Genomic DNA, 20,780 nt, shown 5'->3' on the forward strand with positions numbered 1-20,780 from the left:
GACATCGTCATTGCGAGCGTAGCGAAGCAATCCATCTCGCGCCGGTGGATTGCTTCGCTACGCTCGCAATGACGGGAGATGGTTGTTTTCAGATCCTCAGCCGTCCCCCAACACGCGCCCGCCTTTACCCCAGCCGGAATTCCGCCCAGATCGGCAGATGGTCCGACGCCTTGCGCGCGGCGGCGCTTTCGTGGACGCCGCTGTCGACCAGGCGGATGCGGCCGCAATGCATGATCCGGTCGAGCCGGGCGACCGGGCGGCGCGCGTGAAAGCTGCGGCCGCAGGGCGCGAAGCTGTAATGGCGGGCAAAGTCGGCCAGGCAACCGCGCTCGGCGCTCCATTCGTTGAGGTCGCCCATCAGCACCGTCGGCAGGGCATGACCCTGCGCCGCGGCATGGATCACCGCCGCCGCCTGCTTGCGCCGCCACAGGCCCGACAGGTCGAGATGCATGCCGAACACGCGCAGCGTCGCGCCCTTGATCGCGACCTCCGCCATGGTCGCGCCGCGCGGCTCCAGGCAGGGCAGGTGCAGCACGTCATAGGCGGCGACCTCCGCCTCCTTGCGGACGATGATGGCATTGCCGTGCCAGCCCATGCTGTCGGTCTGGACATTGAGCGGCACCGGCTTGTATCCGCTCTGGCGGTCGAGCAGCAGCGGCGGGATCGCGGCATAGCGTATGCCGAAGCGCCGGTCGGCCTCCTGCAGCGCGATGATGTCGGCATCCACCTCGTTCAGCACGTCGATCACCCGCTCGGGCGAGCGGCGGCGGTCGGTACCGATGGCCTTGCGGATATTATAGCTGGCGACGCGGATCGTGGCGGACATGCTGCTTCAATGCGCCAGCGGCGCGGGGGTTTCCAGCCTCGATGCAAGATCGCGTTTGTGTTCCTTTTATGTTCTGTTATGCGTGGACCATGGCCAAGGCAAAGCGCAAATTCGTCTGTCAGCAATGTGGCACCGTCTCCGGCCGGTGGCAGGGGCAGTGCGATGACTGCGGCGAATGGAACAGCATCGTCGAGGAAGCGGCCGAAACCGTCTTTTCCGCCAAGCATGACCTGCAGGGTGGTGGCCGGGCGATCACCCTGATCGGCCTCGACAGCAAGGTGGAACTGCCCGCGCGCACCAGCACCGGCATCGCCGAGTTCGACCGGGCGCTGGGCGGCGGCATCGTGCCGGGGTCGGCCACGCTGATCGGCGGCGATCCGGGCATCGGCAAGTCGACCCTGTTGCTGCAGGCGGCGGCGCGGGTCGCCTCGCGCGGGTTGACGGTCGCCTATATCAGCGGCGAGGAAGCGTCGGACCAGGTGCGGCTGCGCGCCCAGCGGCTGGGCCTGGGGAATGCGCCGGTGCAACTGGCGAGCGCGACATCGGTGCGCGATATCCTGACGACGCTGAGCGAGGGCGTGCCGCCCGCATTGCTGATCATCGATTCGATCCAGACCATGCATAGCGACCTGATCGAGGGCGCGCCCGGCACCGTCAGCCAGGTGCGCGCGTCGAGCCAGGAACTGATCAAATTCGCCAAGCAGCGTGGCACCGCGCTGATCCTGGTCGGCCATGTCACCAAGGATGGCAGCATCGCCGGTCCGCGCGTGCTGGAACATATGGTCGACACGGTGCTGGCGTTCGAGGGTGAGCGCAGCCACCAATATCGCATCCTGCGCGCGATCAAGAATCGCTTTGGCGGCACCGACGAGATCGGCGTCTTCTCGATGGTTGCCGAGGGGCTGGAGGAGGTCGCCAATCCGTCCGCCCTGTTCCTCACCAATCGCGACGAGACGGTGACGGGCGCCACCGTCTTCCCCGCGCTCGAAGGGACGCGGCCGGTGCTGGTCGAGATCCAGGCGCTGGTCGTGCGGCTGTCGAGCGGGGCAACGCCCCGGCGCGCGGTGGTCGGCTGGGACAGCGGCCGGCTGGCGATGATCCTCGCCGTGCTGGAGGCGCGCTGCGGCCTCAGCTTCTCGACCTGCGAAGTCTATCTCAATGTCGCGGGCGGCTATCGCCTGTCCGATCCCGCCGCCGACCTCGCCGTCGCCGCCGCTTTGATGTCGGCCTTGTCGGAACGGCCGGTGCCCGCCGATGTCGTGCTGTTCGGTGAGATTGCGCTGTCGAGCGAAATTCGCCCCGTTTCGCACACGCCGCTGCGGCTCCGGGAATCGGCGAAACTGGGCTTCAACCGCGCCTTCGTGCCGGCGTCGGGCGCGGATGGGGTGAAGGGGATTTCGGTCAGCGGCTTCCGCACCCTTGCACAGCTGGTTGACCAGATGCTCGGGCGCGGATAGCCAGCGCGGCATGAACGCCGTCGATATCCTCGTCCTCCTCCTCATCGGCGGTTGCGCCATATTCGGCCTGCTGCGCGGGTTCGTGACCGAAACTCTGTCGCTGATCGCCTGGGTCGCGGGCATCTTCGCGATCAGCCTGTTCCATGCCTCCGTCACCGAATTGCTGACCAGCTTCGTCGGCAGCGAGAGCGGGGCGGCGGTGCTGGCCTTCTTCCTGATCTTCGCCGTCACCTTCGGCGCAGGCAAGCTGCTCGCTCGCGCGATCGGCCAGCGCACCCGCCAGTCGGTGCTCGGCCCGATCGACCGGGTGCTGGGCGGCGGCTTCGGCGCGATCAAGGGCCTGATTGGCGCGACCCTGGTCTTCCTTGCCTTCTCCCTCGTCTACGACACATTCTACGGCAGCGGCGCGCGCCGCCCCGACTGGCTGTCCGACGCCCGCACCTATCCGCTGCTCAACGCCAGCGGCAAGGCGGTCAGCGAATTTGTCGACGAACAGCGCGCGCAGAAACCGGCGGAGTCCGATCCGGCGGCGTGACCGGGTTGGATGGCTTACGGCCATCCCACCGACGTCATGCTGAACTTGTTTCAGCATCCATCAAGCCTAACAAACCATTGGTCTATTGGGAGGAATGGACCCTGAAACAAGTTCAGGGTGACGATGATGGGATGGGCGGTGCTTGATCGAAACTCGATCCGTCAATCCCGCATGCCGCTGTCCTACAGATCTGCCCTGCTCTAAGCTGGGGCATGACGCTGCCGCTCATCCTGCCTCCGCTATCCATGCAAATGGCGCGCGACGGGTGCGTCGCTGTCGCTGCGCAGGTGCGCGGGTGGGGCCTTGTCGGCGCGCGCCGGGCGCGTCTGCCGAACCTGTCATGGCGCGTTACCGGTGCGTGGGCGGTGCATCATGGGGGCGAAGCAGGTGCAAATGCCCCGAAAAGGCCGTTTACACTGTGAACTTCGGTCGTGACCCGCGCGGAATTGTGTCCTTGGGCGGGCTACAGCCAGCCCTTGGCGCGATAGGCTTCGACCGTGGCCTTGATCCCTTCCTCGGTCGGGATTTGCGGCGTCCACAGCCGCTTGGGCGGCTGTTTGCGCTTGGCGACGACCCAGTCGGGATGGCAGAAATAATCGACCCGGTCGGGGGTCAGCTTGGCGTTGCGGCCGCGCACCAGCCGGTCGAGCCGGGCGGCGGTCGCCAGCAGCCATTGCGGCGTCGCGAAGGTGCGGACAGTGCGGCCCACGGCCCGGCCGATCGCCTGGCCGAATTCCTGATGGTCCCAGCCGCCGGGCGTCGCATCGTCCGCCTCATAGGTGCGGGTCTGGCTCTGCTCCTTTTCGCAGGCGAGCGTCAGCAGCAGGCGGGACAGATCGGCGACATGGATCACCGACAACCGGCCGCCGGGTGGCAGCAGCATGATGCCGCGCTTGGCCATGCGGAACAGTTCCAGCATTTCCTGGTCATTGGGGCCGTAGATGGCGGGCGGACGCACGATCGTCCAGTCGAGACCGCTGGCCTTGACATGGCGTTCGGCCAGTTCCTTCGACCAGCCATAGTCCGACATGCCCGGCTCGCGCGCGGCCAGCGAGGAGACATGGACGAGCCGGCGCACGCCGCGTTTGCGCATGGCGTCGACCACCGCCATCGTACCGCGCGCATTGCCCGCCTCGAACCCCTCTCGATCGGGCGCGTTCACGACGCCCGCGATATGGATCACGGCATCGGCGTCACGCACCAGCGTGTCGAGCGCGGCGGTATCGTCGAGCGAACCGGGCACCCATTTGAGATGCGCGCGCGGCGGCTGCGCCCGGCGGGTGAGGGCGTTGACCTGAAGACCGGCGGCCAGCGCCTGATCGAGCGTTTCGGCGCCGACGAAACCCGTCGCGCCGGTCATGGCAATTCTAAGGGACATAATAGGTCAGACCATCGCCATATGATCGCGATGGACCAGCACGGAGCGGGACATTTCGCCGAGCAGGGCGGGAATGTCCTCGCTGCGGCGGCCGGCGATCTTCGCGGCAGCCTCGCTGTCATATTCGGTCAGGCCACGGGCGATCACCCGGCCGTCCTGATTGAGAATGTCGACCACGTCGCCGCGCGCGAACACACCCTCGACCCGCGCGACGCCGGCCGGCAACAGGCTGTTGCCCTTGCCCAGAGCGGCTTCGGCGCCGGCATCGACGATGATCCGGCCAAGCACGGTGAGGCGGCCCGAGAGCCAGCCCTTGCGCGCGCCCTGGCTTTCGGCGGCCAGGAAGATGGAGCCGCGGCCGCCATTGGCCCAATGGCTGAGCGGGGCGTCGACCTTGCCCGAGATGATGGCGAGATGGGCGCCGGCGCCGGTGGCGATTTGCGCCGCCTGGATCTTCGACACCATGCCGCCTGATCCCATGCCCGAAGCCGAGCCGGTGTCGGCCATGGCGGCAATGCGCGCGTCGATGCGCTCTATCCTCTCGATCAGCATGGCATTCGCATCGGCGTGCGGGTTGGCGGTGTAAAGCCCGTCCACGTCCGACAGCAGCACAACCGCGTCGGCCCGTGCCGCCTGTCCGATGCGCGCCGCGAGGCGATCATTGTCGCCAAAGCGGATTTCCGCCGTGGCGACGCTGTCATTCTCGTTCACCACCGGCACGACGTCGAGCGCCATCAGCCGCTCCAGCGTGGCCGAGGCGTTGAGATAGCGGCGGCGATGCTCCAGATCGTCGAGCGTCACCAGCATCTGCGCGGCGGTGATGCCCTTTTCATGCAGCAGGCTGGCCCAGCATTGCGACAGGGCGATCTGGCCGGTGGCGGCCGCCGCCTGCGCATCCTCCAGGCTGCCGCGCCCGCCCTTGGGCAGCTTCAGCCGGCGCGCGCCCAGCGCGATCGCGCCCGACGACACGATGATGACCTGTTGCCCGGCCGCCTTGCGCGCGGCGACATCGGCCACCAGCGTGCGCAGCCAGTTGACGCGCACTTCCCCGGCCGGATCGACCAGCAGCGCCGACCCGATCTTGATGACCAGGCGGCGGACCAGGGCAGGGGGAAAGCCGGACAGAGTGTCGGTCATGATCGCTACTGAATAGGAGGGCGGGGTGATCCGTTCAGATCGGCGACCAGGTGGCTTCGCCGTCGCTGTCGTCGGCGTCGTCCTCTTCACGATCCTCGTCGAGCATTTCCAGCACGGCGTCGAGCAACGGCGTGACGCCTTCGCCGGTCGCGCCGGAGATGATGAAGACATCTTCCACGCCGGCCTGCTCGCGCAGCTGCTCGGCAATGTCTTCCATCAGTTCCTGGCCCAGCAGGTCGCCCTTGTTGAGCACGACGATCTGCGGCTTTTCGTCCAGCCCCCCGCCATAGGCGGCGAGTTCGTCGGTGACGATGCGGAAGGCTTCGACCGGATCGTCGCCGGTCGCGTCGATCAGGTGCAGCAGCACGCGGCAGCGCTCGATATGGCCCAGGAACCGGTCGCCGATGCCCGCGCCCTCGGCCGCGCCCGCGATCAGGCCGGGAATATCGGCCAGCACGAATTCGCGATCACGGTGCAGCACCACGCCAAGCTGCGGCTTGGTGGTGGTGAAGGCATAGGCGCCGACCTTCGCCTTGGTGTTCGTCACCTGGTTGATCAGGGTCGACTTGCCGGCGTTGGGCATGCCGACCAGGCCGACATCGGCCAGCAGCTTGAGCCGCAGCCAGACCCACATTTCCTGGCCCGGCCAGCCGGTGCCATGCTGGCGCGGCGCCCGGTTGGTGCTGGTCTTGTAGGACAGGTTGCCACGGCCGCCGTCGCCGCCGCGCAGGAAGCTCACACGCTGCCCCACCTCGGTGAAGTCGGCCAGGATTTCCTGTTCCTCATATTCGGGATAGCCGTCTTCGTCCTCGGTCCCCTCGATCGGCTGGGGATCGGACAGGATCTGGGTGCCGACCGGCACCTTGACGACCAGGTCGTTGCCGCCGGCGCCATAACGGTTCTTGCCCATGCCGGGCATGCCGCGCTGCGCCTTGAAATGCTGGGTGTAGCGGAAGTCGATCAGCGTGTTGAGGCCGGCCACGGCCTCGAAGATGATGTCGCCGCCCTTGCCGCCATTGCCGCCGTCCGGGCCGCCATATTCGACATATTTTTCACGCCGAAAGCTGACCGCGCCGGGACCGCCCCAGCCGGACTTGATATAGATTTTTGCTTGATCGAGAAAATGCATGGCGCGCCCATAGCGTCTTCTTGGGCAAAATTAAACCTTAGCTTGCGACACTTTTGCCGTCGCCGTCAACCGCGCTTCTTCGGTCAGGGCGGACACCAGGCTACGGGCCGCCAGTTCGCGCGCTTTCTCGCGGTTGAGGCCCAGTGCAGCGGCCATCGGGCCGCCCATCTGCGAATCGCCCAGCGCCAGCAGGACCAGCATCAGCGTATTGTCGCGGATCACCTCGGCCAGTTGCGGGCGCAGTGCCGTCGCGGCCAGCTTGTCGACCAGCCGGTGGATCGCATCCACCACCGGGTCAAGTGCATCCTCATTGCCCGACGCCAGCATCCAGCTGGCCAGCGCACCGGCGCCGCCTGCGTCGAACGCGTCGAAGGTCATGTCGACGATCCGCCGGGGTTCGACCTCGCCACGCCGGGCAGCGTTCACCGCGTCGCCGATCGTGGCGGTGATGGCGTCGGCCAGATAGCCGGCGAGCGCTTTTTGCAGGCCGGCGGCCGATCCGAAATGATGGAGCAGATTGGCGTGGGTGCGGCCGATGCGATTGCCCACCGCCTTCAGCGTGACGGCCTGCGGCCCCGCTTCCAGCAGCAGGTCGCGGGCGGCTTCCAGCGCAATCAGGCGACTTTCGTCGGGGCTGAGGCGCGAGCGCTTGAGGGGTATCGGTTCGGGCAACGTGTCTTGCCCATGACACAGGGGGCGGGGGAAGGCCATAGCCATGTGCGGGGTCGCTTGACCGGCCCATGCGCGGCCGCCCATAGATTGGCGATGACCGATGCACCCATCCTCACCACCGACCGCCTGATCCTGCGCCCGCACCGGGTGGAGGATTATCCCGCCTGCCAGGCGCTATGGGCCGATCCGGACGTGGTGCGCTTCATCGGCGGCGCGGCGCTCGATGCGCAGGCGGTCTGGTTCCGCATCCTGCGCTATGCCGGCATGTGGGCGCTGCTCGGCTATGGCATGTGGGCGATCGAGGATCGCGCCAATGGCGAATTGCTGGGCGAGGCCGGGCTGCTCAGCGCGGCGCGGGGGCTGGCCGAACTGGACGGCGTGCCGGAAGCGGGCTGGGTGCTCGGGCCGGCCGCCTGGGGGCGCGGCATCGCGACCGAGGCGATGGCGGCGATCTTCGCCTGGACCGATGCGCATCTGGCGGCGCCGTCAATCCGCTGCATCATCGCGCCCGACAATGGCGGGTCGATCAAGGTGGCGGAGAAACTGGGCTTTGCCGCGCTGGCCGAAGTCGATTTCCATGGCGCGCCGACCCGTGTCTTCGATCGGCCCTGTCAGAGGTGAGACGCGGGCGCCCTGATCGGCGCCCGCACACTCCAGTCAAGCGGCAAGCGCCGGCAGCGCGTCGCCATATAGGTCCAGGGCAAAGTCCACGCTCATGCGGGCGGCCTCGCCCTCGTCGAAGACCAGACAGTCGGCCTCGGCCCCGCGGGCGGGGCTGTAGCGCCGCTCGATCGTGCCATTGGCGCGGAAACCGATCTTGCGCAGGACATGGCCCGACGCGCGATTGTCGGCGAAATGAACGGCGCGGACTGCCGGCAGATTATGCGCGCGGGCGATGCTCATGACGGCGCGGGCCGCCTCCGTGGCGAAGCCCAGGCCCCAATAGGGGCGGGCGATCCAATAGCCCAGTTCCGGCGTGCCATCCTCGGCCTCATGGATGCCGCAGCCGCCCACCAGGCGCGGCGCGCCCTGGGTGCGGGTGAAGGCCAGCAGGCGCGGCATGCGCGAATCCTGCGGCAGCGCCAGGAAGGCTTCGGCATCGGCCAGGTCATAGGGGGCGGGTGCGCGGCTCAGATTGCGCAGGACCGCGTCATTGCCGATGGCCTGGGCCAGGGCGGGGGCATCTTCCATCCAGCCTGGCCGCAGCAGCAGGCGGGGGGTACGGGCGAACATTCACGTCTCTCCTCTTCGTGCGCGCCAATAGCTGCCAATCATGACGGCTTGACGACGGTCTTCTCTGGCTGAGCCCCGCCCGCACGACGCGCGAGAAGGCCAGTAGTTCCAGAGGTTTGAGGGAAATCGGGAGGAGTGCCCGGTGATGTTCGTCAGAACGGAAAAAGGGCGCTCCCTGTGAAGGGGCGCCCTTTTTTCCCTCGATCCCGATCGACGCACTTATGTGCGCAACCGATCAGGCGGGACGTCCCTTTTGCGAAGGACGACCCGTCATCGATCGTCCGTTATTCGGCTGCCGCGGCTACCGCGTCGACCGATACATATTTGCGGCCGAGCTTGCCGTCGTGGAACACGACGCGACCTTCGCCGAGGGCGAAGAGGGTGTGATCCTTGCCCATGCCGACGTTACGGCCGGGATATACGCGGGTGCCGCGCTGGCGAATGATGATGTTGCCGCCGATCACTTCCTGACCGCCGAACTTCTTCACGCCAAGGCGCTTCGACTCAGAATCGCGACCGTTACGCGACGAACCGCCAGCTTTCTTATGTGCCATGACCTAAACTCCTTATCTAAGCTGCGCTCAGGCGATCGACACGATCTTGAGGATCGTGTGATTCTGGCGGTGGCCGTTCTTGCGGCGATAGTTGTGACGACGACGCTTCTTGAAGACGATGACCTTCTCGCCCTTCGCCTGCGCAATGATTTCGGCTGCGACGGTCAGCTTGGCTGCGTCCTTCAGGTCGCCGCCTTCGCCGGCCAGCAGGACGTCGTCCAGCGTAACCTTGTCGCCGGCTTCGCCAGCGAGCTTTTCAACGACGATCTTATCTCCGGCGGCGACGCGATACTGCTTGCCGCCCGTGCGCACGATAGCGAACATGGCTTGGTCTCTTCTCGTTCAAATCTGCTTTACGCAGATCGTCGAGGACAAAAAGCCTGTTCGACCCGCGCGGGAATGTGGCCCGGTAGTGGAATGACTCGATTCTGTCAACCGCCATGGGCCCAGCTTGTGGGCTGGTTTTTGGCTCTTAGTCTTCCTACATCGGGGATGGAAGGGAATATAAGCGCCGATGAGCAGATTACATCCCCAGGATGCGACCGGCAAGGGCAGGCTGCCCTTCATCGCATCGCTGTGGGCTGCGATCCTGGTCGCGCTTCTGTGTGCGATCGCGCCGGACGGTCCGCCTTCCAGCAAGCTCAATGGCTCCGCCTTCAGTTCCGCCACGACCGGCGTGGTGCTCAAGGCGCGCTCGCTGCCCGCGCCGCATCTGGCCCGCGCGCCCCGCCCTGATGGGGATGGGGTCGCCTTGCCCTGGCTGCTGGCGGCGGCGCTCGCCCTCATGCTCTCCTGGCGCCGTCGGGCGCCCGACGCCCCCCTGCCGCTGCGGGCAGGCCGCTACAGCCATCTTCGCGCGCGGAGTCGCCGCGCCCGCGCCCCGCCTGCCTTCCTCTGACATTTTCCTCGCCCGCCATGGCGGGCGTCCGTCAGACAGAAGGAATTGAGATCATGCCCCGCAAAAGAAAGATGCGCGGTGGCCGGCGCAATCCGCCCGGCTGGTTCATGCCCGTCGTCATGGCAGGGCTCGGTGCCGCCGGCGCCCTGCTCTCGATCGCGATGCTCGGCATCGTCGAATAATAGACAATGTTCCGCGCCGGCGGCAGGATGAAGGCCTGCTGCCGGCGGACAGGGAAGGAATTTCATGCCCCACCACACGCCCCTTATCGGGACGATCGTTGCCGGCCTCGTCGTGGCCTTCATCATGGGCGCCGTCGCCCATCGCCTGAAATTATCGCCGCTGGTCGGCTATCTGGTCGCCGGCATCATGGTCGGCCCCTTCACCCCCGGCTTCGTCGCCGACAGCGGCCTCGCCAATGAACTGGCCGAAATCGGCGTCATCTTGCTGATGTTCGGCGTCGGCCTGCATTTCTCGCTCAAGGATCTATTGTCGGTCAAGGCGATCGCCGTGCCCGGCGCGATCGTGCAGATTGCGGTCGCAACCCTGCTTGGCATGGGCCTTGGCTATCTGATGGGCTGGCCGCTGATGGGCGGGCTGGTCTTTGGCCTGGCTTTGTCGGTCGCCAGCACGGTCGTGCTGCTGCGCGCGCTGCAGGGGGCGGACCTGGTCGAAACCCGGCGCGGCCGGATCGCGGTCGGCTGGCTGATCGTCGAGGATCTGGTGATGGTCCTTGCCCTCGTCCTGCTGCCGGCGCTGGCGGGGGTGATGAACAACGCCGATGCGGGCGGTGGGGCGAGTGCCCTGATCGCGCCGCTGGTCGGCACCTTGCTCAAGGTCGTCGGCTTCGTCGTGCTGATGCTGGTTGTCGGCCGCCGCCTCATCCCCTGGGCGCTGCACTGGGTGGTGCATAGCGGGTCGCGCGAGCTGTTCCGCCTCGCCGTGCTGGCCATTGCGCTGGGTGTAGCTTTCGGTGCCGCCATCGTATTCGACGTGTCCTTTGCGCTGGGGGCCTTCTTTGCCGGCATGATCCTGGGCGAAACCCCGCTCAGCCGTCGCGCGACCGAGGAGACGCTGCCGCTGCGCGACGCCTTTGCGGTGCTGTTCTTCGTGTCGGTCGGCATGTTGTTCAATCCGGCGGTGGTGGTGGAACAGCCGCTGCCGCTGCTGGCCACTGTCCTCATCATCGTGGTGGGCAAGTCGATCGCCGCCTGGGGCATCGTCCGCGCCTTTGGCCATCCCAATGTCACGGCACTGACGATCGCCGCCAGCCTGGCGCAGATCGGCGAATTTTCCTTCATCCTCGCGTCGCTGGGGGCGGGGCTGGGCGTCTTGCCGGCTGAGGCGCGCGACCTGATCCTTGCCGGTGCGATCGTGTCGATCTTCATCAACCCGATCCTCTTCTCGCTGATCGTGCGCGATCACAAGAAGGAGGAGGATGAGGCGCAGGCCGACACCGCGACCGATCAGCCGCGCCTCGGCCATGTCATCCTGGTCGGCTATGGCCGGGTCGGCAAGCTGATCGCCAAGCGCCTGGCCGAGCGTCATGTCCAGTTCGTGGTGATCGAGGGCGACCCCGAACGGGTCGAGGAGGCGGAAGAGGCCGGCCTGTCGGTGGTGCGCGGCAATGCGCTGGAGGACCGGCACTTGCTGGCCGCAGGCATATGCGAGGCGCGCTATCTGCTGATCGCCGTCCCCGAAGGGTTCGAGGGCGGCGCAATCAACGAGCATGCCCGCCATCTCAACCCCAATTTGCAGGTGATCGCCCGCGCCCATAGCGATGCCGAGGTCGCGCATCTCGAAGCGCTGGGCGTGCGCCATGTCGTCATGGGCGAACGCGAACTGGCCGGGCGCATGCTGCAGCTTTGCGGCGTCGGCTGACAGGCAAAGAAAAAGGGCGGTGAACGATGGTCGATCGTTCACCGCCCTTTTCAGGACGTCATGTTGCGGGCCTTAGCCACGCGGCTTGCGCGGGCCGCCCGGACGCTTGGGTCCGCCCTTGAAGGGGCGGGGTGCGTAACCGGCCGGACGCGGACCACGGTCGTTCGAGCGGTTGCCCTGGCGGCGATTGTCGCGGGCCTGCTCGCGCGGGGCGCCGTCGATCATCTCGAACGCCACGTCGGCGCCCTCGTCATTGGCCTCGCCCGAGCGCTTGACGGCCGACATGAAGCGGCTGGCGATCGCCCGCGGGATTTCGAACATGGTTTCGTTGGTGGTGATGCGGATCGCGCCGATGTCGCCGCGCGACACATGGCCACGACGGCAGATCAGCGGCAGGATCCAGCGCGGATCGGCATTCTGGCGACGACCGATGTCCATGCGGAACCACTGGGTATCCTCGAAGCCCGGACGCGGCCCTTCCTGGCGCGGCGGCGCTTCGCTGCGGTCCAGCAGTTCCTCGGGCGCGGGCAGCGAGGCGCGGGCGCTCTTCACCAGCATCGCGGCGATTTCCTTGGCCGACTTTTCCGCCAGCAGCTCGGCGCCCAGCGCCCAGTCGGCCTCGTCCAGCTCGGCCTTTTCCATCAGGGTCGAGCGCAGGCGGGCATTGTCCTGTTCCAGGATCGCTTCCTTGCTGGGCGGGGTGCCCCATTCGACCGGAATCTTGGCGCCACGCAGCATCGATTCGACACGGCGGCGACGCGGATAGGGGACGATCAGGACGGCGGTGCCCTTCTTGCCGGCGCGACCGGTGCGGCCCGAACGGTGCTGCATCGTCTCGGCGTCGCGCGGCAGTTCGACATGGACCACGAGCGTCAGGCTGGGCAGGTCGATGCCGCGTGCGGCGACGTCGGTGGCGACGCAGACACGCGCGCGTTTGTCGCGCAGCGCCTGAAGCGCGTGGTTGCGCTCATTCTGGCTATGCTCGCCCGACAGCGCCACGGCGGCGAAGCCACGCTCGGTCAGGCTGCTATGCAGATGGCGGACATTGTCGCGGGTGGCGCAGAACAGGATCGCGGTTTCGGCTTCATGATAGCGCAGCAGGTTGACCACCGCATTCTCGATGTCCGACGGGGCGACGGTGACGGCCTGGTAGCTGATGTCGCCATGGCCGCGTTCTTCGCCCACGGTCGAGATGCGCAGCGCGTCCGACTGATAGCGCTTGGCCATCGCGACGATCGGCTTGGGCATGGTGGCGGAGAAGAGCAGGGTGCGGCGATCTTCCGGCGCGCTGTCCAATATGCCTTCCAGGTCCTCGCGGAAGCCCATGTCGAGCATTTCGTCCGCTTCGTCGAGGACGACGGTGCGCATTCCCGACAGGTCCAGTGCGCCGCGTTCCAGATGGTCGCGCAGGCGGCCGGGGGTGCCGACGACGATATGGGCGCCATGGCTGAGCGCGCGGCGTTCCTTGGCGGCGTCCATGCCGCCGACGCAGGTGGCGATGCGGGCGCGGGCGGCGCCATAGAGCCATTCCAGCTCGCGGCTGACCTGCAGCGCCAGTTCGCGCGTCGGCGCGATCACCAGCGCCAGCGGCAGGCCGGCGACGGGCAGCTTGTCGCCGCCGGTCAGCAGTTCGGCGGCCATGGCCAGGCCGAAGGCGACGGTCTTGCCCGAGCCGGTCTGTGCCGACACCAGCAGGTCGCGGCCCTGCGCTTCGTCCTGCGTCACTTCGGACTGGACCGGGGTCAGGCTCTCATAACCCTTGGTGGTCAGCGCCTGGGCGAGCATGGAGGGGAGATGTTCAAAAGACATTTTTTCGTTTTCCATCGGTAAAGCGACCCGCCATTCCCGACGGATACGTGAAGACCTGCCATGCTCCCGCCGTGGAGAGCCCAGGGGTAGGTCGCGTCCCTGGTTCCAAAATCCTCCCCTTGTCGGGGGAGGGGGACCGTCGACATCGCCGACGGTGGAGGGGTGTCCCCCTATGGCGCAGGCGGCGAATGCCCCTTTGCCCGGCCTTATGGCCCTCGGGCCGCTTCTTGAGTGAGCGGCTGGTCCTATAAAATAAGAAGGCCGCCTTCCCCCGCAAGGAGGGAAGGCGGCCCCTTTAATTCTTATCCCAGCGGGATCAGATCGAGGCGACTTCGGCCACGTCGACCTTCACGCCCGGACCCATCGACGACGACAGGGCGATCTTGCGGACATACTTGCCCTTCGAGCCCGAGGGCTTCGCCTTGACGATCGCGTCGACGAATGCGTCGAAATTCTTGCGCAGGTCTTCAGCCGAGAAGCTCGACTTGCCGAGGCCAGCGTGGATGATGCCGGCCTTTTCGACGCGGAATTCGATCTGACCACCCTTGGCGGCCTTCACGGCTTCGGCGACGTTCGGCGTGACGGTGCCCAGCTTCGGGTTCGGCATCAGGCCCTTGGGGCCCAGAACCTTACCCAGGCGACCCACCAGACCCATCATGTCGGGGGTGGCGATGACGCGCTGGAAGTCGATGTTGCCGGCCTGGATCGATTCGAGCAGGTCTTCGGCGCCCACGATGTCGGCACCGGCGTCGAGCGCCTGCTGGGCCTTGTCGTTGCGGGCGAACACGGCGACGCGAACGTCCTTGCCGGTGCCGGCGGGCAGGGTGACGACGCCACGGACCATCTGGTCGGCGTGACGCGGGTCAACGCCCAGGTTGATCGCGATTTCGACGCTTTCGTCGAACTTGGCGGTGGCGTGGGTCTTGATCAGGCCCAGTGCCTCGTCAACGCCGTGCAGCTTTTCGCGGTCGATCGCGGTCGCCAGGGCCTTCGCCTTCTTGGTCAGCTTTGCCATGGTCTTAGCCCTCCACCACTTCGAGGCCCATCGCGCGAGCGGAACCTTCGATGATCTTCGTTGCAGCGTCGATGTCGTTCGCGTTCAGGTCAGCCATCTTCGCCTGGGCGATTTCGGCGAGCTGGGCGCGGGTGATCTTGCCAGCGACGACCTTGCCCGGCTCCTTCGAGCCCGACTTCAGGTTGACGGCCTTCTTGATCAGGTAGGTGGCCGGCGGCTGCTTCGTCACGAAGGTGAACGAACGGTCCGCATAGACGGTGATGATGGTCGGCAGCGGGGTGCCCTTGTCCATCTTTTCCGTCGAGGCGTTGAACGCCTTGCAGAATTCCATGATGTTCACGCCGCGCTGACCCAGGGCAGGGCCGATCGGCGGCGAGGGGTTGGCGGCTCCGGCGGGCACCTGGAGCTTGATATAGCCCGTAATCTTCTTGGCCATTTTCACTCACTCTATAGCTGGCAGGCCTGCTGGGCAGATCTGCCGGTTCAAGTTTAGCGGTCTAGCGGCTCCCGCAAGGGAACCTCCCGCACATGTCCAGCCGCCCCGAGGGGAGGCATGGAAGCGCGGCCCTATAGCGACCTTCTTGTCCAAAGGGAAGGGGGAGTCTGTCATTCGGTCGATTCGGCCGAAAGCGCAGGGCTTCCCCAACAAAAAGGGCCGCCGGCTGAAAAGCGGGCGACCCTTTTTGAACAGCCTTGCGGCGATGCTTACTTCGACAGTTCGACCTGTTCGAAGTCCAGTTCCACCGGGGTGGCGCGACCGAAGATCGACACCGACACCTTGACCCGGTTCTTTTCGAAATCCAGTTCCTCGACCACGCCGTTGAAGCTGGCGAAGGGGCCGTCCAGCACCTTGACGCTGTCGCCGATTTCGTAATCGACATTGACCTTGTGCTTCGGGGCGGCGGCGGCTTCCTTCTGGGCGCCGAAATAGCGGGCGGCTTCGCTCTCGCTGATCGCCTGGGGCTTGCCCGACGAACCCAGGAAGCCGGTGACCTTGGGCGTGTTCTTGACGAGGTGATAGACGTCGTCGTTCATCGCCAGCTTGGCGAGGACATAGCCCGGCATGAACTTGCGTTCGACCTGGACCTTCTTGCCACGCTTCACTTCGGTCACGGTTTCGGTCGGAACCTCGACCTGCTCGACCAGTTGCGACAGGCCCATGCGCTCGGCCTCGGTCAGGATCGATTCCTTGACCTTGTTCTCGAAGCCCGAATAGGCGTGGATGATGTACCAGCGCGCCATGTTACCGTCTTAAACTCCCTTTTGAACGCCGAGCGTTCAACGACCCGATGCGAGGCTCAGCAGCCACTGGACGATCGCACCGAAGAAGGTGTCGATACCGAAGAAGAAGATGCCCAGCAATGAGGTCATGATGACGACCATGATCGCGGTCATGATCGTTTCACGGCCGGTCGGCCAAACGATCTTCTTCGCTTCGGTCTGCACCTGATTGACGAATTCGCTCGGAGAAGTCTTCGCCATCGCGCTGTCAGCTCACCTTCAAAATCAATGCCAAAGCGCGAAACGGCGGTCCGCCTTCCCGTTTCCCGCGATAAGTCGGTGTCGGGGGGAGGCAGTCGCGCTTCGCGACCGATGCTTCGCTAAGCGCACTTAGCCGCGAACCCGTGATTGTTCAAGGTTCGCGGCTAGTTCGCTTGGCAGGAGTGGAGGGACTCGAACCCACGGCATTCGGTTTTGGAGACCGACGCTCTACCAACTGAGCTACACTCCTGCACTGGCCCGAGCCAGCGAAGGAGGGCGCTTTAGCGTGGCCTATCGGGGAGGGCAAGCGACTTTATGCAACTTCTTCAACAAGAATATGCGCGCTGGTCTGACGCTCGGCTTCCGCGTTGATCTGGGCCCCCAGCAGCACGATATAGGCGGAGACGAACAGCCAGAGCTGCAGGATCACCACGGCCGCGAGCGAACCATAGGTCTTGTTGTAATCGCCGAAGGTCGAGACGTAGAAGGAGACGGCGAGCGTCGCCACCAGCCAGAACAGCGTCGCGGCGATCGATCCTACGGTCAGCCATTGCCATTGCACCCGGCGGCGATGTGGGCCGAAGCGGTAGATCAGGCCGAAGATGCTGCTGGCGAGCAGGCCGGCGCAGATCCAGGTCGTCGCCTTGATCGCGAACAGCACGCCCGGTCCCCAGTTGGTCAGCAATTTCTGGAGCAGGCCGATGATCGTCGCGGTCACGACGCCGGCGACTACGACCAGCACGGCGGAAAAGGTGATTCCCATCGACACGCGATAGAAGGCGAAGATGTTGCGTCCCTCTTTCTGCGCATAGACGATGTTGAGCGCCTCCATGATCGCGGACGCGGCGCGGGTCGCGCCATAGACCGCCAGCCCCAGCGCCAGGAACAGGCCGAAGCCGATCGCCGGCTTGCGCGCGCTGACCATGCCCAGCAACTGGTCGTTGATCAGCTGGGCGGCATCGGCGGGCACGACGGTGATGATCGCCTGCATGTGGCGGGCGACGATCTGCGGATCGCCGACCAGGCCATAGGTGAGGACGACGGCGGCCAGCAGCGGGGCAATCGACAGGAAGGCATAATAAGCGACGCCGGCGGACAGCAGGCCCAGATGATTGGCCGACATGGCGGCATAGACGCGCTTCAATATCTCCCACCAGGCACGCGGCGGGATTTTCCATGGCGCATCGACATGCACCTGTTGGGCGATCGTTTCGGTCATGATTATCCCCTGCTGAACAGGGGTAGCGCCTGAACGGCGATAGGGTTCCGTGATTCGCCTCCCTCATGGTTTTCCCCGGTTAGGGTTTCCCGTTGTTGGAGGATTAACCCCCTTTCGCTACCAACGGCCGCTCGCAGCGAGACGGCAGGGAGCGGACAAGTGGCGGAAAAGCGCTGGCAACAGCGGCTGAAGGGCTGGGACGGCCCGTTCACGGCACCGGTGCCGGACAGCGCGCGCGAGGCTGTGCTGGATACCCAATATCGCCGCTTCCATCAGGCGCTGCCGCTTTTGTGCCTGCTGATCATGGCCAATGCCGTCGCGATGGCGCTCGCGGTGATGGGCGATCTGCCCTTGTGGCAACAGGTGACGCCGCCTGCGCTGATCTTACTGGCCTGCGCGCTATCCCTGCAGCGCTGGCGCGGCGTGCCGATCGCGACTGATGCCGGGGTGCAGGCGCGCAGCCTGATGCGGGTCGCACATGTCGCGACCGCGTCCGGGCTGGTGGCGGGGCTGTGGGCGGTCAACGCCTTCACCGAAACCGAAATCTATTATTGCATGGTGGCGCCCGTGTTCATCGGCATTGGCGCGCTGGTTGCGGCGACGACCCTGCTCAGCGTGCCGCGCGCCGCGATCGGCGCGATGGGCGCGGCGGTGTTGCCGATCCTGGTGAAGATGGCGCTCTATGACAATCTGGGCGTGCGGGCGATGGCAGTGATGATGGGGATCGTCACGGTGATGCAGGCCAATCTGGTGCTGGGGAAGTTTCGCGAGACGGTGGCGATGCTGGTGTCGCAGCGCGACCTGGCGCGGCTGGCCGGCACCGATGCGCTGACCGGGCTCGACAACCGGCTGAGCTTCATGCGCGCGATCGAAGAACGGGTGGAGCGGGGCGCGGCCTTCAGCGTGCTGCTCGCCGATCTCGACGGCTTCAAGCAGTGCAATGATCAGCATGGCCATCAGGCAGGGGATGCCCTGCTGACATCATTGGGTAGTCGGTTGCGGGCCTTGATGCCGGACGCGGTGAGCATCGCGCGGCTGGGCGGCGACGAATTTGCGCTGCTCCATGACGCGGAAACCGATGTCGACGCCCTGCATCGGCGCATGCCCGGCATCCGGCAGGCGATCGCCGCGCCGGTGGGCTGGCAGGGGCGCAGCCTGTCGGTCGGCAGCAGCTTCGGTATCGCGACCTTCCCGCAGGACGGGGCGGAGGCCGCCGCCGTCCTGCATGTCGCCGACACGCGGCTCTATGCGGACAAGCGGCAGCGCAAGGGGCGGCGGCTCGGCGAACCGCAACGCCAGTCCGCTTAGAAGAACTGCCCGCCCTTCATGATGCGCCGGGCGCGGCCCTGCACCGGCACCTTGTCGAACGGCGTGTTGCCGGCCGAGGCTGCCATCTTCGCCGAATCGACGATCCATGGCGCGTCGGGATCGAGCAGGATCAGGTCGGCGGCGCTGCCGGGCGCGAAGCTGCCGGCGTTGACGCCAAGGATTTTTGCCGGATTGGCGCTGAGCAGGGTCATCAGCCGGTTGAGGCTGACATGGCCTTCGCGCACAAGGTTGAGCGACAAGGCGAGCAGCGTTTCGGCGCCGGCCATGCCGGGCGACGCGTCGGCGAAGGGCAGGCGCTTGTCCTCCGGCCCGCGCGGATCATGGCCCGATGTGATGACATCGATCGTGCCGTCGGCGACCGCGGCGATGCTGGCATGGCGATCGGCATCGGATCGCAGCGGCGGCGACAGGCGCGCAAAGGTGCGGAAGTCGGTCATCGCCTGATCGTTCAGGAACAGATAGGCCGGGCTGATGCCGCAGCTGACCTTCAGCCCCTCCGCCTTGGCGGCGCGGATCAGGTCGAAACCGGCCTTGGTCGTGACCAGGCGGAAATGGATGGCGGCGCCGGTTTCGCGCGCCAGCATGATGTCGCGCGCGATCGCCATCGCCTCGGCGCAGGCCGGGGCATGGGCCAGGCCCAGGCGCGTCGCGGTCTCACCGCTGGTCGCCACCGCCTTGGCGGACAGGCCGCCATCCTCGGCATGGGCGATGACGGTGAGGCCCAGCCCCGAGGCGTAGGAGAGGATGCGCAGCATCACGCCCGAATCGGCGATCCACTGGCGGCCGGTGCCGACCGCCTTGGCCCCGGCGATCTGCATCAGGCCCATTTCGGCCATTTCCGTGCCCTTGAGGCCGCGGGTCGCGGCGGCGATCGGGTGGACCCAGAAGTCGGGCTTGCCCACGCGGGTCGCTTCCCGGATCAGGCCGACCTCGTCCAGCGGTGCGCGCTGGTCGGGCATCAGGGCGGCGCGGGTGATGCCGCCAAAATGGAAGGCCGGCTTGTCGGTGGCGAAGACGCCCAGGTCGATGAGGCCCGGCGCGACCACCAATCCGCCAGCATCCACCTGCTGCGCGTCGGCGGGAATGTCGACCGTGCCGGTGGCCAGGATGCGGTCACCTTCGATCAGGACCGTGCCGGGGGCAAGGGCGTCGCCCGCCGGATCGGCCAGCTTGCCGTTGACGATTGCGATCCTGCTCATGCCCAGCCTTCCACACCGCGCGCCGTGCGCGTCAAAACATCCAGGCACGCCATGCGCACCGCCACGCCCATCGCCACCTGTTCGGTGATCGCCGACCGATCGGGATCGTCCGCCACCGTGCTGGTGATCTCGACGCCCCGGTTCATCGGGCCGGGGTGCATGACCAGGGCATCGGGCTTGGCGATGGCCAGCCGTTCGGGCGTCAGGCCATAAAGCGCATGATATTCGCGCGCCGACGGGATGAAGGCGCCGTCCATCCGCTCATTCTGCAGGCGCAGCATCATGACGACATCGGCGCCATCCAGCCCGTCTTCCATCCGGCTATAGGGGGTGGCACCCAGCATCTCGACCTCGGGCGGCAGCAGGGTGGGCGGGGCGACCGCGCGCACCTGCGCGCCCAGTGCGGCGAGGCAGAGCATGTTGGATCGGGCGACGCGGCTGTGCAGCACGTCGCCGCAAATGGCGACCACCAGCCCCTCGAACCCGCCCTTGCGGCGGCGGATGGTGAGCGCATCGAGTAGCGCCTGCGTCGGATGCTGGTGCCAGCCATCGCCAGCATTCAGCACCGGGCAGTCGACCTTGTCCGCGATCAGCGCGACCGCGCCGGAACTGGCATGGCGGATGACGATGACGTCGGCCGCCATGGCATTGAGCGTCATGGCGGTGTCGATGAGGGTTTCGCCCTTCTTCACGCTCGACTGGCCGGCGTGCATGTTGACGACGTCGGCGCCCAGCCGCTTGCCGGCGATCTCGAACGACAGCAGGGTGCGGGTGCTGTTCTCGAAAAAGGCGTTGATCTGGGTCATGCCCGCCAGCCGGTCGTCATGCTTGCGCGCCTGGCCCTTGTTGGTGCGGGCCCAATGTTCGGCCTCGTCCAGCAGGAAACGGATTTCCCAGGGCTTGAGGTCGGCGATCGACAGCAGGTGCCGGTGCGGGAACAGCGCCCGGCCGGTCAGCTCGGGCGTTGCATCAGGAATGAAGATGTCGGGCATGAGCCGGGTCTTTAGGCCAGGCTTTCGGTTGGGGC

The 20,780-nt window shown here is 66.4% G+C and carries 23 protein-coding genes and 1 tRNA gene; 7 read left to right on the forward strand and 17 right to left on the reverse strand.

Features of this window, described 5'->3' with window-relative positions; genetic code table 11:
* Window positions 1-124 precede the first annotated feature (124 nt).
* Window positions 125-826, reverse strand: a complete 702-nt coding sequence (locus tag CG471_RS10160) for an endonuclease/exonuclease/phosphatase family protein (protein ID WP_099231797.1) — start codon at window positions 824-826, stop codon at window positions 125-127.
* A gap of 89 nt (window positions 827-915) precedes the next feature.
* Here CG471_RS10160 and radA point away from each other — a divergent pair, with 89 nt between their 5' ends.
* Window positions 916-2,283, forward strand: a complete 1,368-nt coding sequence (gene radA, locus CG471_RS10165; RefSeq protein ID WP_004207917.1) for a DNA repair protein RadA — start codon at window positions 916-918, stop codon at window positions 2,281-2,283.
* Between the two features lie 10 nt (window positions 2,284-2,293).
* Window positions 2,294-2,818 carry a CvpA family protein gene (locus CG471_RS10170; RefSeq protein ID WP_099231798.1) on the forward strand — a complete coding sequence of 175 codons (525 nt, stop codon included), beginning with the start codon at window positions 2,294-2,296 and terminating at the stop codon, window positions 2,816-2,818.
* Window positions 2,819-3,281: 463 nt separating this feature from the next.
* On the opposite strand, the gene CG471_RS10175 is transcribed toward CG471_RS10170, so the two are convergent.
* From CG471_RS10175 to CG471_RS10190, 4 genes are read right to left on the reverse strand one after another with little or no spacing between them, the layout of a single operon-like run.
* Entirely contained in the window at window positions 3,282-4,178 is an 897-nt protein-coding gene (locus tag CG471_RS10175; RefSeq protein WP_099231799.1) for an NAD(P)-dependent oxidoreductase, read from the reverse strand.
* Between the two features lie 24 nt (window positions 4,179-4,202).
* Window positions 4,203-5,333 (reverse strand): glutamate 5-kinase, encoded by a 1,131-nt coding sequence (gene proB / locus CG471_RS10180; protein WP_099231800.1) that lies wholly within the window; start codon window positions 5,331-5,333, stop codon window positions 4,203-4,205.
* 34 nt (window positions 5,334-5,367) lie between these two features.
* Window positions 5,368-6,462 carry a GTPase ObgE gene (obgE, locus tag CG471_RS10185; protein WP_017499840.1) on the reverse strand — a complete coding sequence of 365 codons (1,095 nt, stop codon included), beginning with the start codon at window positions 6,460-6,462 and terminating at the stop codon, window positions 5,368-5,370.
* Between the two features lie 30 nt (window positions 6,463-6,492).
* On the reverse strand, window positions 6,493-7,173 hold the full coding sequence (locus CG471_RS10190; protein ID WP_037517135.1) for a TetR/AcrR family transcriptional regulator: 681 nt from the start codon (window positions 7,171-7,173) through the stop codon (window positions 6,493-6,495).
* A gap of 54 nt (window positions 7,174-7,227) precedes the next feature.
* On the opposite strand from CG471_RS10190, the gene CG471_RS10195 reads away from it, so the two are divergent.
* Entirely contained in the window at window positions 7,228-7,755 is a 528-nt protein-coding gene (locus CG471_RS10195; RefSeq protein WP_099231801.1) for a GNAT family N-acetyltransferase, read from the forward strand.
* A gap of 36 nt (window positions 7,756-7,791) precedes the next feature.
* On the opposite strand, the gene CG471_RS10200 is transcribed toward CG471_RS10195, so the two are convergent.
* The 3 genes from CG471_RS10200 to rplU all read right to left on the reverse strand — a co-directional run bounded on the left by CG471_RS10200 (window position 7,792) and on the right by rplU (window position 9,245).
* On the reverse strand, window positions 7,792-8,367 hold the full coding sequence (locus tag CG471_RS10200; RefSeq protein WP_099231802.1) for a GNAT family N-acetyltransferase: 576 nt from the start codon (window positions 8,365-8,367) through the stop codon (window positions 7,792-7,794).
* Window positions 8,368-8,651: 284 nt separating this feature from the next.
* The gene (rpmA, locus tag CG471_RS10205) at window positions 8,652-8,921 is read right to left on the reverse strand and encodes a 50S ribosomal protein L27 (RefSeq protein ID WP_004207902.1); all 270 of its coding nucleotides are present in this window, start codon (window positions 8,919-8,921) and stop codon (window positions 8,652-8,654) included.
* Window positions 8,922-8,948: 27 nt separating this feature from the next.
* The gene (gene rplU, locus CG471_RS10210; protein WP_004207901.1) at window positions 8,949-9,245 is read right to left on the reverse strand and encodes a 50S ribosomal protein L21; all 297 of its coding nucleotides are present in this window, start codon (window positions 9,243-9,245) and stop codon (window positions 8,949-8,951) included.
* Window positions 9,246-9,435: 190 nt separating this feature from the next.
* Here rplU and CG471_RS10215 point away from each other — a divergent pair, with 190 nt between their 5' ends.
* The 3 genes from CG471_RS10215 to ybaL all read left to right on the forward strand — a co-directional run bounded on the left by CG471_RS10215 (window position 9,436) and on the right by ybaL (window position 11,700).
* Window positions 9,436-9,819 (forward strand): hypothetical protein, encoded by a 384-nt coding sequence (locus CG471_RS10215; protein WP_099231803.1) that lies wholly within the window; start codon window positions 9,436-9,438, stop codon window positions 9,817-9,819.
* Between the two features lie 53 nt (window positions 9,820-9,872).
* The gene (locus tag CG471_RS31235) at window positions 9,873-10,001 is read left to right on the forward strand and encodes a hypothetical protein (RefSeq protein ID WP_257211493.1); all 129 of its coding nucleotides are present in this window, start codon (window positions 9,873-9,875) and stop codon (window positions 9,999-10,001) included.
* 64 nt (window positions 10,002-10,065) lie between these two features.
* Window positions 10,066-11,700 carry a YbaL family putative K(+) efflux transporter gene (ybaL, locus tag CG471_RS10220; protein ID WP_099231804.1) on the forward strand — a complete coding sequence of 545 codons (1,635 nt, stop codon included), beginning with the start codon at window positions 10,066-10,068 and terminating at the stop codon, window positions 11,698-11,700.
* 72 nt (window positions 11,701-11,772) lie between these two features.
* Here ybaL and CG471_RS10225 read toward each other — a convergent pair whose 3' ends face one another.
* The 7 genes from CG471_RS10225 to CG471_RS10255 all read right to left on the reverse strand — a co-directional run bounded on the left by CG471_RS10225 (window position 11,773) and on the right by CG471_RS10255 (window position 17,225).
* Window positions 11,773-13,509: a DEAD/DEAH box helicase gene (locus tag CG471_RS10225; protein ID WP_004207897.1), complete on the reverse strand. Its 1,737-nt coding sequence runs from the start codon at window positions 13,507-13,509 to the stop codon at window positions 11,773-11,775.
* 316 nt (window positions 13,510-13,825) lie between these two features.
* Window positions 13,826-14,524, reverse strand: coding sequence for a 50S ribosomal protein L1 (gene rplA, locus CG471_RS10230; protein WP_004207896.1), 699 nt, complete (start codon window positions 14,522-14,524; stop codon window positions 13,826-13,828).
* Between the two features lie 4 nt (window positions 14,525-14,528).
* Window positions 14,529-14,960, reverse strand: a complete 432-nt coding sequence (gene rplK, locus CG471_RS10235; protein WP_004207895.1) for a 50S ribosomal protein L11 — start codon at window positions 14,958-14,960, stop codon at window positions 14,529-14,531.
* A gap of 269 nt (window positions 14,961-15,229) precedes the next feature.
* On the reverse strand, window positions 15,230-15,766 hold the full coding sequence (gene nusG, locus CG471_RS10240; RefSeq protein WP_004207894.1) for a transcription termination/antitermination protein NusG: 537 nt from the start codon (window positions 15,764-15,766) through the stop codon (window positions 15,230-15,232).
* Window positions 15,767-15,802: 36 nt separating this feature from the next.
* Entirely contained in the window at window positions 15,803-16,006 is a 204-nt protein-coding gene (gene secE / locus CG471_RS10245; protein ID WP_004207893.1) for a preprotein translocase subunit SecE, read from the reverse strand.
* A 174-nt stretch (window positions 16,007-16,180) separates the two neighbouring features.
* Window positions 16,181-16,256: transfer RNA gene (locus CG471_RS10250), tRNA-Trp, on the reverse strand.
* 63 nt (window positions 16,257-16,319) lie between these two features.
* The gene (locus CG471_RS10255; RefSeq protein ID WP_099231805.1) at window positions 16,320-17,225 is read right to left on the reverse strand and encodes a YihY/virulence factor BrkB family protein; all 906 of its coding nucleotides are present in this window, start codon (window positions 17,223-17,225) and stop codon (window positions 16,320-16,322) included.
* A 159-nt stretch (window positions 17,226-17,384) separates the two neighbouring features.
* On the opposite strand from CG471_RS10255, the gene CG471_RS10260 reads away from it, so the two are divergent.
* Window positions 17,385-18,533 (forward strand): diguanylate cyclase, encoded by a 1,149-nt coding sequence (locus CG471_RS10260; RefSeq protein WP_099231806.1) that lies wholly within the window; start codon window positions 17,385-17,387, stop codon window positions 18,531-18,533.
* Here the strand turns inward: CG471_RS10260 and CG471_RS10265 are convergent.
* Both CG471_RS10265 and CG471_RS10270 read right to left on the reverse strand, forming a co-directional pair.
* Entirely contained in the window at window positions 18,530-19,753 is a 1,224-nt protein-coding gene (locus CG471_RS10265; protein ID WP_099231807.1) for a dihydroorotase family protein, read from the reverse strand. The two genes, CG471_RS10260 and CG471_RS10265, sit on opposite strands and share 4 nt — an antisense overlap.
* Window positions 19,750-20,745, reverse strand: coding sequence for an aspartate carbamoyltransferase catalytic subunit (locus tag CG471_RS10270; RefSeq protein WP_097384162.1), 996 nt, complete (start codon window positions 20,743-20,745; stop codon window positions 19,750-19,752). The genes CG471_RS10265 and CG471_RS10270 overlap by 4 nt, the downstream gene beginning before the upstream one ends.
* Window positions 20,746-20,780: the final 35 nt, after the last annotated feature.

This window comes from Sphingobium sp. IP1, assembly GCF_002708645.1.
GTDB classification, from domain to species: Bacteria; Pseudomonadota; Alphaproteobacteria; order Sphingomonadales; family Sphingomonadaceae; genus Sphingobium; species Sphingobium yanoikuyae.